Here is a 13,380-nt window from a genome sequence, read left to right on the forward strand (position 1 = left end):
AGCCGACGCTACGCCGACGAACCGGACGGAAGCAGAGCTTCCGCTTCTTCCCGTCCGACCCGACCGACCCGGGCGCCACTCGCGGCACGCGCGCCGCACATCTCACGAACGTACGTCATGCCACGGACGTCCCCGGTGTCCCTCGTACGGGCCACCGGTTCCCACCGAGGGCCTCCGATGGCGGAAGCTGTCAGGTGTGAGCCCCCGCGTCCGCGCCGCCGTCCCACCGCGCCCGCTTCATGTCGAGCCGCGGCAGATGGCCTTCCGCGGCCCTGCTCGCCTCCCTGAGCGGGGTGCCTTCGGCGCGGTAGTGGTCCAGCGCGCCCAGCTCGTGCCCCGGGAGCAGCACCCCGTCGGCGCGCACCACCCGCCACCACGGGACGGCACCGCCGTAGAGGGCCATCACCCGCCCCACCTGACGCGGACCGCCCTCCTCCAGCCACTCCGCGACGTCGCCGTACGTCATCACGCGCCCGGGCGGGATCCGCTCGGCGACCTCCAGGACCCGCTCGGCGTACTCGGGCAACTCCTCCGCGTACCCCTCTCGGGTGTCCTCGGGAAGGCTCTGCTCGCTCATTCGCCCCATCCTGCCGCACCCCACCGACAACCCGCGCGGTCCGCGGCAGGCCTGCGCCTCGCCCTCTCGCGGCGCTTGGGGCAGACTGTGCGACCCCGCATCTGCACCCTGATGCCCTCGGGTGTCGGTGGAGCATGCCACCATCGTGCGGGCGGTGACTGGTGATACGAGATCAAGAAGAGACGACCGAGCAGCAGGGCGTGCGCTCCGAGGGCGGAGCCGGCACCTCTGACGCCGCCGCACGCCCGGACGCGGCGGAATCCGGCACTCCGCCGCACCCGGACGCGCCCGAGTCGGACACCGTGCGCCCGGACACCGCTCAGTCGGCCGCCGCAGAGCCCGACGCCACACAGCCCGCCGCCGTGCAGTCGGGTGCCGTGCAGTCGGGTGCCGCCGAACCGGACCCCGCTGAGTGCGACGAGACGCACGCCGACGAGGTGGAGGGCGACGAACCGCTGCTCCCCGCGCGCGTGCACCGCCCCTCCGACCTCATGCGGCTCCTGGTCGGCGTGCTCGCCGTCGCCGTGCTGCTCGGCATCGCCGCCTTCGCGCACGGCACCACCTCCGGGCTCGAGCAGGACATCAACAAGGGCACCGGACAGGCCCCCGACCTGCTGATCAGGTTCGCGGGGCTGGCCTCCAGCATCGCGATCCTGCTGGTACCGGTCGCGTTCGCGATCGAGCGGCTGATCAAGCGGGACGGGCTGCGCATCGCCGACGGCGTGCTCGCGGCCGTCCTCGCGCACGGCGTGACCCTCGCCACCGACCTGTGGGTGGCGAGAGCCGCCCCGGACTCGATCCAGGAGGCGCTGACCCAGCCCTCCCCCGGTGACATCCACGCCCTCACCGACCCGGTGCACGGCTATCTCGCGCCCGTCATCGCCTACATGACGGCCGTCGGCATGTCCCGGCGGCCGAGGTGGCGCGCGGTGCTGTGGATCGTGCTGCTGCTCGACGCGTTCTCCATGCTCGTCACCGGCTACACGACACCGTTCTCGATCATCCTCACGGTGCTGATCGGCTGGACCGTCGCCTACGGGACGCTGTACGCCGTCGGCTCCCCCAACGTCCGCCCCACCGGCCGGACCCTGCTGGCGGGCCTCAGACACGTCGGCTTCCACCCGGTCGGCGCGGCCCGCGAGGAGGCGCTGGACACCGAGAACGGCGACCGGGGCCGGCGCTACTTCGTCACCCTGGAGGACGGCCCGCCGCTGGACGTCACCGTCGTCGACCGGGAGCAGCAGGCCCAGGGCTTCTTCTACCGCGCGTGGCGCAACCTGACCCTGCGCGGCTTCGCCACCCGCTCCAGCCTCCAGTCCCTGCGCCAGGCCCTGGAGCAGGAGGCACTGCTGGCCTACGCGGCGATCGCGGCCGGCGCCAACGCGCCCAAGCTGATCGCCACCTCCGAGCTGGGCCCCGACGCCGTGATGCTCGTCTACGAGCACACCGGCGGCCGCTCCCTCGACTCGCTGGCCGACGAGGAGATCACCGACGAACTGCTGCGCAACACCTGGCACCAGGTACAGGCGCTGCAGTCGCGCCGGATCGCGCACCGCAGGCTCGCGGGTGACGCCATCCTGGTGGATCGTTCCGGCACGGTGATCCTCACCGACCTGCGCGGCGGCGAGATCGCCGCCGGTGAGCTGCTGTTGCGCATGGACGTCGCCCAGCTGGTCACCACGCTCGGTCTGCGGGTGGGCGCCGAGCGGGCGGTGGCCTCGGCGGTCGGCGTCCTCGGACCCGACGCCGTGGCCGACTGTCTGCCGATGCTCCAGCCGATCGCGCTGACGCGGTCCACGCGCGCGACGCTGCGCAGACTGGCCAGGGAGCGCGCCCAGCGCGAGCGGGACGCGGTCCTGGAGGCGTCCCGCCAGGTCAGACAGGCCCGCGCCGAGGAGGCCGAGAAGCCCGACAAGAAGACGGTGCGCGCAGAGCAGCGGGCTGAGAAGCGGGCCCTGGACGACGCGCTGGAAGAGGCCCGCGAGGATGACCTGCTCACCCAGATCCGGCACCAGGTGCTGCGGATCAGGCCGCAGGCGCCCGTCGAGCCGGCCCGCCTGGAGCGGGTGCGGCCGCGGACCCTGATCAGCGTCATCGCCGGCGCGATCGGCGGGTACTACCTGCTGACCCAGCTCACCCACATCGAGTTCGGCCCCCTGGTCGCGAACGCCCAGTGGGGCTGGGTGATCGCAGCGGTGCTGTTCTCGGCGCTCAGCTATGTCGCCGCCGCGATGTCGCTGCTCGGGTTCGTGCCCGAGCGGGTGCCCTTCGTGCGGACCGTGGCGGCGCAGGTCGCCGGTTCGTTCGTGAAGATCGTGGCGCCCGCCGCGGTCGGCGGTGTGGCCCTCAACACGCGCTTCCTGCAGCGCGCGGGCGTACGCCCTGGGGGCGCGGTGGCGAGCGTCGGCGCCTCGCAGCTGTTCTCGCTCGGCTGTCACATCCTCATGCTGCTGTCCTTCGGCTATCTGACCGGCACCGAGAAGACCCCGTCGCTGTCGCCCTCCCGTACGGTCATCGCGGGCCTGCTGACCGTCGCGGTACTGGTGCTGGTGGTGACCTCGGTGCCGTTCCTGCGGAAATTCGTCAGCACGCGCGTGCGGTCGCTCTTCGCGGGTGTCGTGCCGCGCATGCTGGACGTGCTCCAGCGGCCGCAGAAGCTCGTCACCGGCATCGGCGGCATGCTGCTGCTGACCGCCTGCTTCGTGATGTGCCTGGACGCCTCCATCCGCGCGTTCGGCGACCAGTCGACCTCGCTGAGCATCGCCAGCGTCGCCGTCGTCTTCCTCGCCGGCAACGCGCTCGGCTCCGCGGCGCCGACCCCGGGCGGTGTCGGTGCGGTCGAGGCGACCCTGACCGTCGGCCTGATCGCCGTCGGCCTCCCCAAGGAGGTCGCGGCGCCGGCCGTCCTCCTGTACCGGCTGCTGACCCTGTGGCTGCCGGTCCTGCCGGGCTGGCTGGCCTTCAACCACCTCTCGCGCAAGGGCGCGCTCTAGGGTCGTACCTCGGACGGCTCGCGCCCCGCGCGCGTGGCCGGGTGCGACCCCAGGATGGGATCATGCCGAACGCCTTCCGGATCCGTGTCGCCGCCATGACCGCCGCGCTGGCGCTGTCCTCCCTGCTGACCGGGTGCAGCAGCGACGGTTCCAAGGACGGGGACCTGGCGACGCAGAAGCTGGACTGGAAGAGCTGCCCGGCCCCCGACGAGGCCGAGGGCGGCGGCGACGCACCGTCACCGCTGCCCGGCGGCGGCACGTGGCAGTGCGCCACCATGAAGGCACCCCTGGACTGGTCGAAGCCGAAGGGCGCCACCATCGGGCTCGCGCTGATCCGGGCCAGGGCCAGCGGCGACCCGGACAAGCGGATCGGCTCCCTGATCTTCAACTTCGGCGGCCCGGGCGGCAGCGGCGTCACCACCCTCCCCGCGTTCGGCGACGACTACGCAGCCCTGCGCACGCGCTACGACCTCGTCAGCTTCGACCCGCGCGGAGTCGGCCGCAGCGACCCCGTCGAGTGCGAGAACGACGAGCAGCTCGACGACTACTTCCAACAGGACGCGACGCCCGAGACCAGCGCCGAACGCACCCAGCTGATCAACCGCACCAAGCAGTTCAACGCCGCCTGCGAGAAGAACTCCAGGACGATCCTGCCGCAGGTCCGCACCACCGACGCCGCACGCGACATGGACCTGATGCGCCAGGTCCTCGGCGACCGGCAGCTGCACTACTTCGGCATCTCCTACGGCACCGAACTCGGCGGCGTCTACGCCCACCTGTTCCCGAAGAACGTGGGCCGGGCCGTCTTCGACGGCGTCGTCGACCCCACCCAGGACCCGGAGCAGAGCTCGCTCGGGCAGGCCAAGGGCTTCCAGCTCGCGCTCGACAACTTCGCCGAGGACTGCACGTCGAAGAAGACGGAGTGCCCGATCGGCGACACCCCGCAGGACGTGAAGGACCGTATCGCCAAGCTCCTGGTGGACCTCGACGAGAAGCCGATCCCGGGTGTCCTGCCCCGCCAGCTCACCCAGTCCGCCGCGACCAACGGGATCGCCCAGTCCCTGTACTCCAAGGACTTCTGGGAGTACCTCACCGAGGGGCTCGAGGAGGCGTACGACGGCGACGGGAAGATCCTGATGCTGCTGTCCGACTCGATGAACGGCCGCAGCCTGAACGGCGAGTACAGCAACATCACGGCGGCGAACATCGCCATCAACTGCGCCGACGAGAAGCCCCGGTACACCGCCGACTACGTCCAGCAGAAGCTGCCCGAGTTCCGCGCCGCCTCGCCGCTGTTCGGCGACTACCTCGCCTGGGGGATGGTCAGCTGCACGGACTGGGCGGTGCCGGGCGCCGCCGACCATCCCGACGTCAGCGCGCCCGGGTCGGCGCCGATCCTGGTCGTGGGCAACACGGGGGACCCGGCGACGCCGTACGAGGGCGCGAAGAAGATGGTGGACGCGCTGGGGAAGGGCGTCGGGGTCGAGCTGACGTACAAGGGGCAGGGACACGGGGCGTACGACAGCAAGGACAAGTGCGTGCAGGGTGCCGTGAACGGCTATCTGCTGGAGGGGACGGTGCCGAAGGCCGGAACGGTCTGTGCGTAGTCGTCTGCGGCTTCGTCGTGGCTGGTCGCGCCCCCGCGGCGGAGCCGCATATCGAACACAGCCCCGCGCCCCTGACGGGGCGCCGTAAACACGCAGGTCAAAAGGTTATCCACAGGCTGAAACGGCCTCTGCCCGATCCGCCTACTATGGCCTGACCGCTCTCCCGCAACGAATGCGCGGAGGGCCTGTGTGGGGGGTGTGCGCGCATGTTGCGATATGTACGGTGGGCGGCCGCTGTTGCCGCGGGACTGCTCGTGGCCGGGTGCAGTAGCGGTTCGTCAGGCGGGGGTCAGGACGAGGGGAAGGCCTCGGCCGGGCAGCCCTCGGCCGCCACGTCCACCGCGACCGGCTCGGCGGCCCTGCCCGCGTCCCTCACCGCCCAGAAGCTCGACTGGAGCCGCTGCAAGGCCACTTCGGACTCCGCCGCGCCCGGGGACGAGTGGCGGTGCGCGACGCTCAAGGTGCCGCTGGACTGGTCGAAGCCGGACGGGGAGACGATCGGGCTGGCACTCATCCGGGAGCAGGCGAGCGGGGGTTCGGGGAAGCGGATCGGCTCGCTGCTGTTCAACTTCGGCGGGCCGGGCGGCTCCGGCGTCTCGACGATGCCGTACTACGCCTCCACCGTCTCCGCGCTGCGCGAGCGGTACGACCTGGTGAGCTGGGACCCGCGCGGGGTGGGGGCCAGTGAGGGGATCCGGTGCCGCAGCGACAAGGACATCCAGAGCGCCGAGTCGATCGACGCGACACCGGACACCGCGGCGGAGGAGACGGCGTACTTCGAGGACGCCGCCGCCTTCGGCAAGGGCTGCGAGAAGGCCGCCGGCACGCTGATCGCGCATGTCTCGACGACCGACACGGCCCGCGACATGGACCTGATGCGCCAGGTTCTCGGTGACACGAAGATGCACTACTTCGGCATCTCGTACGGCACCGAACTGGGCGGTGTGTACGCCCACCTGTTCCCGAAGAACGTGGGGCGGCTGATCCTGGACGCGGTGGTGGACCCGACGGCCGACTCGGTCGGCCAGGAGAAGAACCAGGCCGCCGGCTTCCAGCGGGCCCTGGACGACTACCTCAAGTCCACCGGCCAGGACCCGGAACAGGGCTCGCAGAAGATCGCCGACCTGCTGAAGAGGCTCGACGCCACGCCGCTGCCCACGTCGTCCGGGCGCAAGCTGACCCAGTCCCTCGCGGTCACCGGCATCGTGCTGCCGCTGTACAGCCAGGACAGCTGGCCGACGCTGACCAGCGCGCTGAAGGCGGCCGAGGAGGGCGACGGCTCGGAGCTGCTGTCGCTCGCGGACCAGTACAACGAGCGGGACTCCTCGGGGCACTACGGCACGACCACCCACTCCCAGCGGGTCATATCGTGCCTGGACGACAAGGAGCGGCCGACGCTCGCCGAGACGAAGAAGCGGCTGGCGGAGTTCGAGAAGATCTCGCCCGTCTTCGGGGACTTCCTCGGCTGGGACTCGGCCGGCTGGTGCCACGACTGGCCGGTGGCCGGGCAGTGGGACACTCCGGACGTGAGCGCACCGGGCGCGGCACCCGTCCTGCTGGTCGGCAACACCGGCGACCCGGCGACCCCGTACGAGGGTGCCCGGAAGATGGCCGACGAGCTGGGCAAGGGGGTCGGCGTCGAGCTGACCTGGAAGGGCGAGGGCCACGGTGCGTACGGCAGCGGCAGCGACTGCGTGGACTCGACGGTGAACGCCTATCTGCTGAACGGCACGGTCCCGAAGGACGGCAAGGTCTGCTCATGACGAAGGCGGGGGCTCCAGGCGCCTGTCGTGCCGCCCGGAGCCCCCGCCCTTCGCGGAGCCTGTGCTCAGTAGACCGGCTTGGACGGCTCGATCTGGTTGACCCAGCCGATCACGCCGCCGCCGACGTGGACCGCGTCGGCGAAGCCCGCGGACTTCAGGACCGCGAGGACCTCCGCGCTGCGGACACCCGTCTTGCAGTGCAGGACGATCCTCTTGTCCTGGGGCAGGCCCTCCAGGGCGGTGCCGAGCAGGAACTCGTTCTTCGGGATCAGCTTGGCGCCCGGGATGGAGACGATCTCGTACTCGTTCGGCTCGCGGACGTCGATGATCTCGATGTTCTCGCCGTCGTCGATCCACTCCTTGAGCTGCTTGGGAGTGATCGTCGAGCCGGCGGCCGCCTGCTGGGCCTCCTCGGAGACGACGCCGCAGAAGGCCTCGTAGTCGATGAGCTCGGTGACGGTCGGGTTCTCGCCGCAGACCGCGCAGTTCGGGTCCTTGCGGACCTTGACCTGGCGGTACTGCATCTCCAGGGCGTCGTAGATCATCAGGCGGCCGACGAGGGACTCGCCGGTGCCCGTGAGGACCTTGATGGCCTCGGTGACCTGGATGGAGCCGATGGACGCGCACAGCACGCCCAGGACGCCGCCCTCGGCGCAGGAGGGGACCATGCCCGGCGGCGGGGGCTCCGGGTAGAGGCAGCGGTAGCAGGGGCCGTACTCGGACCAGAAGACCGAGGCCTGGCCGTCGAAGCGGTAGATGGAGCCCCAGACGTACGGCTTGTTGAGCAGCACGCAGGCGTCGTTCACCAGGTAGCGGGTGGCGAAGTTGTCGGTGCCGTCGACGATCAGGTCGTACTGGCTGAAGATGTCCATCACGTTCTCGGCCTCGAGCCGCTCTTCGTGAAGGACCACGTTCACGTAGGGGTTGATGCCGAGGACGGAGTCACGGGCGGACTCGGCCTTGGAGCGGCCGATGTCGGCCTGGCTGTGGATGATCTGGCGCTGCAGGTTCGACTCGTCGACCTCGTCGAACTCCACGATGCCAAGGGTGCCGACGCCCGCGGCGGCCAGGTACATCAGCGCCGGCGAGCCCAGGCCGCCGGCGCCCACACACAGCACCTTGGCGTTCTTCAGCCGCTTCTGCCCGTCCATCCCGACGTCGGGGATGATCAGGTGGCGGGAGTACCTGCGGACCTCGTCTACGGTGAGCTCAGCAGCTGGCTCGACCAGGGGTGGCAGCGACACGGGGACTCCGTTGATCGGTCAATCACTACAATTGTTCTCCCTGTAACACTGCCACGGGCTTCTTCATTCCGAGACACCTGTTCCGATCCGCGAGACGAATTCGTCCCAGTAGCCGGGCATGGTCTCCCAGGGATCCGCCCGGCCCCAGCGATCGGTCCGGTCGGTGAAGTAGATCGTGGCGGCGCCCTGCCAGCGGGCGATGCGCAGCGCCTCGTCGAGGTGGCCGAGGGGCACGCCGTGCACGAAGTGGCAGAACCGGTCGGGCGGGTAGTCGGCGGTCCACTCGGCGACCTGGGACCAGCGGTAGTCGCCCCAGGGCCCGGCGAAGGTCACCAGCTGGTCGGCGTTCTCGGCGTAGCCCGGGTGGGGGTGGGTGCCGTGGCCGAGGACGATGTGGGGGTCGTCACCTATGGTGCGGAGCCCGGCGACCGCGCGGCGGATATCGGGGAGCGCGGTGCGCTCGGTGGGGCAGCGGTCCAGCAGGAAGCCGTCGACGCGGTACCAGTCGTGGAAGTGGCGGGCGTCGGTGAGCAGGTCGCCGTAGGTGCGGGCGCCGTAGGCGGTGTCCAGGTGCCCGAGGACACGGACGCCCGCGTTGCGGAGCCGGCCGGCCGCCTCCAGGCAGTGCGGGTCGGGGCGGCTGCCGGGGCCGTTCGCCACGTCGAGGACGACCCAGTGCAAGGGGGTGCCGGGGCGGGTGAGTTCGGCCCACTGGGCGGGGGCGAGGAGCGGGTGGGCGTAGCCGGGGATGCCGACGGCGGTGCGGACGCCGGTGGTCGCGGCGCCCGTCCGGGTGCTGGTCAGATGCGGCATGCCGCCTCCATCCAGATGTCCGCGAGGGACTCTTCGAGGTTGATGCGGGGCCGCCAGCCGAGCCGGTCGCGGGCGCAGCGCACGTCGGCCTGCTGCCAGCTGCCGCAACCGTCCGGGTACGGGTACGCGACCGGGGCCGCGTGGTCGGGGTCCAGGCGGGGATGGCCGATGGGGCTGCGCAGCGGGGGGCCGGGCGGCCCGTCGAGTTCGTGCAGGGCGCCGCCGTATCCGGCGACCCGGGCGAGGACGGCGGCGGCGTCGCGGAGCCGGACGGCACGGCCGGAGCCGATGTTGATGACGCCCTGGGCGGCGGAGAGCGAGGCCGCGTGGACGGCGCGGGCCACGTCGCGTACGTCGATGAAGTCGCGCTGGGCGCCGAGGCCGCCGAGTTTGAGTTCGCCGTCTCCCGACTGCATGGCGCGGCGCATGGCTTCGGCGAGGCGGCCGAGCGGTGAGCCGGCCGGGGTGCCCGGCCCGGCGGGCGAGAAGACACGCAGGACGACGGCGTCCAGGCCGGAGCCGAGGACGAGTTCGGTGGCGGCGAGCTTGCTGACGCCGTACGGGCCGCCGGGGCGCGGCACGGCGTCCTCGGCGGTGGAGGAGCCGGGCTGGCTCGGCCCGTACTCGGAGCTGCACCCGACCTGCACCAGACGGGCGCCGCAGCCGCTGCGCCGCAGGGCCTCGCAGACGGTGGCGACGGCGACGGTGTTGTGCCGGGTGAGCTCCCGGGCGCCGCCGCGGGTGGCACCCGCGCAGTTCACGATGACGCCCGGGTGGACCGCGTCGAGGAACCGGGTGAGCGCGCCGGGGCTGCCGGTGGCGAGGTCGAAGCGGACGTCGGCGTCGTCGCCGCGCCCGAGCGCGGTGAGCTGGACGGCCGGGTCGGCGAGCAGCCGGTCGGCGACGAAGCGGCCGAGGTATCCGTTGGCTCCGATCAGCAGAACCCTCATCGCGCGGCTCCCGGGGTGTGCGCTCCGGCGACTCCGGTGGTTCCGGCGCTTCCGGTGGTTCCGGACGCTCCGGGTCCGGGTCGGGAGGTGGTCATCTGGTGGTCTCCTTCAAGGGGTGGTGCGGTTGCCTCCGGCGGGGTGCCGGGCGCCTGCCGCCGGGACGGCTCGGCGAGGCGTGCGAGGACATCGGCGGCTCTGCTCACTGCGGGTCTCCCGTCGGCGCGTGGGCCGAGGCCCGGGTCAGGGTGCGGGTCGCCCGCGACAGCAGCGCCAGGGCGGCGGCGCCGCAGACGAGGGCCGGGACGCTGCTCGCGCCCCAGGCGTCGACCAGGGCGTCGACGGGGGCGGCCAGGAAGGCACAGCCGGGCAGCCGGCCGGCCAGGACGAGGGCCGCGGCCGCCGCTTCCGTGGCGGCCGCGGCGGCGAGGGTGGGTCCCTGCGGGACGTGGTGGACGGTGAGGAGGCGGGCGAGCAGGAGAAGGGCCCCGAGGGTGAGGGCCGCCGGGTAGCCGGCGGGTTCGCCGAGGGCGGCACCGCACAGCGCGAGCAGGGCGGTGAGGGCACCGAGGAAGAGGGCGAACGTGCCGAGCAGCAAGGGCTGTACGGCGCCGGTGAACTCCTCCAGGCCCCGGCTGCCCGCGAGCCTGCGGCGGGCGCCCGCCGTGAAGAGGTGGGCGCTCCAGGCCGCCGGGGCGCAGGCCAGGGTGAGGGCGAGGACGGGGGCCGTGGTCACCGGCCAGGGGCCGTGGGCGGCGCCGGTCGGGAGCCCGTCGGGGCCGCCGTCCACGACGGCCCGCAGCAGGCCGTCGCCGAGGAGGGCGTAGGCGAGGAGCCAGCAGGTCCACACCCGCGTGCCGGTGACGGTGCGCCAGGCGGGGACACGGGCCGGGACGGCCAGCGGGCCGCGGCGCAGGACCGGGCGCACGGCGAGGGCGACGGCGAGCACGCCGACGGCTGCCGCCATGAGGCGCGGGCGGCCGTCGGTGAGCCGTACGCCGGTCACGGCCGCCGCGCACACGGCGCCCGGGAGGAGCGTGAGCAGCGCCCGGTCGGCGCGCACGCGGGGCGCGGGCAGCGGTTCGGGGGGCGGGCGCCGGTCGCCGTCGTGAGGCACGCGCGCGTAGAGCTCTTCGGCGAGCGAGAAGACGTCACGGTGCCGGAAACGGGCTGCGGTGCGGTCGGTGACGCCGTGCGCCTCGAGGCCGGCCGCGATCTCCAGGGGGTCCACGGCCCGCTCGCAGAGCGTGCGGTGACGGTGCATCAGCGTCTTCACCGGGTCGGCGGCGGTGCCTCGGCGGGGGCTGGATCCACGGCTGCCGGCGGCGGCCTCGGCGGCCCGGCTCCCCGGGGAGTCCCCGTCGGGCACCGGCGACCCGCCTTCGGGGAAGGCGCCTCCCGAGCCCGGCTCGTCCGCTTCCAGGAGCCATTCCTCCGAGCGTGCGTCCCAGGCGTCGGCCGCGCCGGGCCGACCGGGCCGGTCCAGCTCTCCCGGACCGCTGTTCACCGCGCCGCCTTCGTCGCCGTTCACAGCGCCCCCTCGGAAGCCGCGAGCGGGGTGGCGCGCACCGGGGTGGGCCGCGGCGCGACGCGGGCCGTGGGCCCGGTCCAGTGGCCGGGCACGTGGGCCTCGGCCGGGACGGCGAACGGCAGGGGCGCGCCCGCCGGGTCGAGGACGACCCGGCGCACCGGGCAATGCGAGACGATCTCCAGGTAAATGCCGTGAAATGCCGCGATGTTCTGCTCGACGGTGAACAGTTCGAGCGCCCGGGCGCGGGCGGCGGCTCCGAGGCGCTCACGGCGCTCGGGGTCACGCAACAGCGCCACGCACGCCTCCGCGAGCGCCCGCGGATTGCGCGGGGGCACGACGAGCCCCGTGCCGCCGATGACCTCCACCACGGCGCCGACGTCGGTGGAGACGGTCACCCGGCCGCAGAACATCGCCTCGACGAGTCCCACCGGGAACCCCTCGACGACGCTGGAGAGAACGACGACCGCGCCTGACGCGTAGGCGTCGGCGAGGGTCGGCGTCTCCGGGCCGCCTATCTCCTCGAAGGAGACCGGGTTGTCGCCGACGGCGTGCACCCCTTCGGCCTCGTCGGGGAAGAGCTGTGCGGCGAGCGCCCTGCAGTGCCCCAGATAGGCCTCGCCCTCGGGTCCCGCCGGGGCGCCCACGACCCGCAGGCGCGTCTTGGGCTCCTCCTTGCGGACCTCGGCGAAGGCGTGCAGCAACGACACCAGGTCCTTGGCCGGCTCGATACGTCCGACCCACACGAGCGTGTCCGGGTCGGCGCGGTCCGGGGCCTCGCCCACCTCGGTGAAACGGGCGGCGTCCATGCCGGGATGCACGGTCCGGATATGGGCACGGTCGGCACCGCAGCGCTCCTGCCAGCGGCGGGTGTGCGCGTTGCCCGGGGTGATGATGGCGGCGCGGCGGTAGACCTCCGCGGCAAGCCGGCCGTGGAAGGCGGCGAGCAGCGCGCGTACGGCGGGGGTGGCCGCGTCGGGGCCGGCGGCGAGGTAGTGCGAGCGCAGCCGCACGCCGTACTCGGTGACCAGCAGCGGAACCCCGGAGAAGTGTCCGGCGAGCAGGCCGGCCAGGGCCGCCGGGCCGCCGGCGGTGGCATGGCAGAGATCGGCCGCGCCGAGGCCGTCGTCGCCGTACCAGTCCAGGGAGAGGGGGCGCAGGGCGCGTTCGAGGTGTGCGGCGACGGCGAGCAGATCGGGCACGCGTGCCTCCCGTGCCGCAGCGAGTGCGCCGGGCGCGCGGCAGGCCCGCTCCAGTGTGCGTACGGCGGTGTCGGAGCGGAGCGCGCCGACCAGTCCGCCCTCGTCGCGGGCGAGTTCGGCGAGTCCGCGGAGCGCGCTGACGAAACGGTCCGCCAGAGAACCGGGCACGGCACCGGAGCCGCCTGCGGCACCGGAGCCGCCTGCGGCACCCGATCCCTCCGCGCCGTACGAGCCGTACGAGTCCTCCGTGCCGTTCGGTCCCGGGCCGGCACACAGCACCCCCGCGAGCTCGCCGTAGCTCTCGGCGAAGCGCCGGCGTGCGCGCCGTCCGTACGGGACCCCGTCCGCCTCGGCGGTCCACAGGGGAGCCGTCCGTACCCGGCTGACGTGCGGCGGCAGCGGCAGCCAGCCCTCGTCCTCCTGCTGCCGGGTGCGGCTGAGCGCGTAGAGGTCGAACTCGTGCTGCCCGAGCCCGCGCACGAGCCGGTCGCACCAGAGCCTGGCATCACCGCTCACATACGGATAGCCACCCTCCGTAACCAGTCCGATGCGCACCTGTGCACCCCCGATCGATCTCCCGTATGGGGAGCCACCGTGGCCCGGCGGCTCGCAGCGGGACGAACGTATGCGGACAAGGCGGTGGGGGGGGGGGGGGGGGTGCGGGGGGGCCCCCCAAAGCGGGTGACGGGGGGTAAATAAAAAGCGC

The 13,380-nt window shown here is 72.8% G+C and carries 9 protein-coding genes; 3 read left to right on the forward strand and 6 right to left on the reverse strand.

What is annotated here, in order from left to right; genetic code table 11:
- Positions 1–190: 190 nt before the first annotated feature.
- Positions 191–577: an MGMT family protein gene (locus ACFWPQ_RS12380; RefSeq protein ID WP_384032548.1), complete on the reverse strand. Its 387-nt coding sequence runs from the start codon at positions 575–577 to the stop codon at positions 191–193.
- A gap of 161 nt (positions 578–738) precedes the next feature.
- Between ACFWPQ_RS12380 and ACFWPQ_RS12385 the strand changes: the two genes are divergently transcribed.
- The 3 genes from ACFWPQ_RS12385 to ACFWPQ_RS12395 all read left to right on the forward strand — a co-directional run bounded on the left by ACFWPQ_RS12385 (position 739) and on the right by ACFWPQ_RS12395 (position 6,940).
- Positions 739–3,570 (forward strand): lysylphosphatidylglycerol synthase domain-containing protein, encoded by a 2,832-nt coding sequence (locus ACFWPQ_RS12385; RefSeq protein WP_384032550.1) that lies wholly within the window; start codon positions 739–741, stop codon positions 3,568–3,570.
- A 62-nt stretch (positions 3,571–3,632) separates the two neighbouring features.
- Positions 3,633–5,177, forward strand: coding sequence for an alpha/beta hydrolase (locus ACFWPQ_RS12390; RefSeq protein WP_384032552.1), 1,545 nt, complete (start codon positions 3,633–3,635; stop codon positions 5,175–5,177).
- A gap of 206 nt (positions 5,178–5,383) precedes the next feature.
- Positions 5,384–6,940, forward strand: coding sequence for an alpha/beta hydrolase (locus tag ACFWPQ_RS12395; protein ID WP_384032554.1), 1,557 nt, complete (start codon positions 5,384–5,386; stop codon positions 6,938–6,940).
- A 65-nt stretch (positions 6,941–7,005) separates the two neighbouring features.
- Here the strand turns inward: ACFWPQ_RS12395 and moeZ are convergent, their stop codons facing one another.
- The 5 genes from moeZ to ACFWPQ_RS12420 form a co-directional block, all read right to left on the reverse strand.
- Positions 7,006–8,184: an adenylyltransferase/sulfurtransferase MoeZ gene (gene moeZ, locus ACFWPQ_RS12400; protein ID WP_361292257.1), complete on the reverse strand. Its 1,179-nt coding sequence runs from the start codon at positions 8,182–8,184 to the stop codon at positions 7,006–7,008.
- A 63-nt stretch (positions 8,185–8,247) separates the two neighbouring features.
- Positions 8,248–8,997 (reverse strand): spherulation-specific family 4 protein, encoded by a 750-nt coding sequence (locus tag ACFWPQ_RS12405; RefSeq protein WP_384032556.1) that lies wholly within the window; start codon positions 8,995–8,997, stop codon positions 8,248–8,250.
- Positions 8,985–9,947 (reverse strand): NAD-dependent epimerase/dehydratase family protein, encoded by a 963-nt coding sequence (locus tag ACFWPQ_RS12410; protein WP_361292253.1) that lies wholly within the window; start codon positions 9,945–9,947, stop codon positions 8,985–8,987. The genes ACFWPQ_RS12405 and ACFWPQ_RS12410 overlap by 13 nt, the downstream gene beginning before the upstream one ends.
- Positions 9,948–10,146: 199 nt before the next feature.
- Positions 10,147–11,475, reverse strand: a complete 1,329-nt coding sequence (locus tag ACFWPQ_RS12415) for a hypothetical protein (RefSeq protein ID WP_384032558.1) — start codon at positions 11,473–11,475, stop codon at positions 10,147–10,149.
- A complete protein-coding gene (locus ACFWPQ_RS12420) occupies positions 11,472–13,190 on the reverse strand; it encodes a glycosyltransferase (RefSeq protein ID WP_384032560.1) in 1,719 nt (572 codons plus the stop codon). Before ACFWPQ_RS12420 ends, ACFWPQ_RS12415 begins: the two co-directional genes overlap by 4 nt.
- Positions 13,191–13,380 lie beyond the last annotated feature (190 nt).

This window comes from Streptomyces sp. NPDC058464, from assembly GCF_042721035.1.
GTDB lineage: Bacteria > Actinomycetota > Actinomycetes > Streptomycetales > Streptomycetaceae > Streptomyces.

Coding starts and splice junctions, on each gene's coding strand:
- ACFWPQ_RS12395 (WP_384032554.1), top strand. CDS start 5,384: ATGTTGCGATATGTACGGTGGGCGGCCGCTGTTGCCGCGGGACTGCTC.
- ACFWPQ_RS12390 (WP_384032552.1), top strand. CDS start 3,633: ATGCCGAACGCCTTCCGGATCCGTGTCGCCGCCATGACCGCCGCGCTG.
- ACFWPQ_RS12380 (WP_384032548.1), bottom strand. CDS start 577: ATGAGCGAGCAGAGCCTTCCCGAGGACACCCGAGAGGGGTACGCGGAG.
- ACFWPQ_RS12405 (WP_384032556.1), bottom strand. CDS start 8,997: ATGCCGCATCTGACCAGCACCCGGACGGGCGCCGCGACCACCGGCGTC.
- ACFWPQ_RS12410 (WP_361292253.1), bottom strand. CDS start 9,947: ATGAGGGTTCTGCTGATCGGAGCCAACGGATACCTCGGCCGCTTCGTC.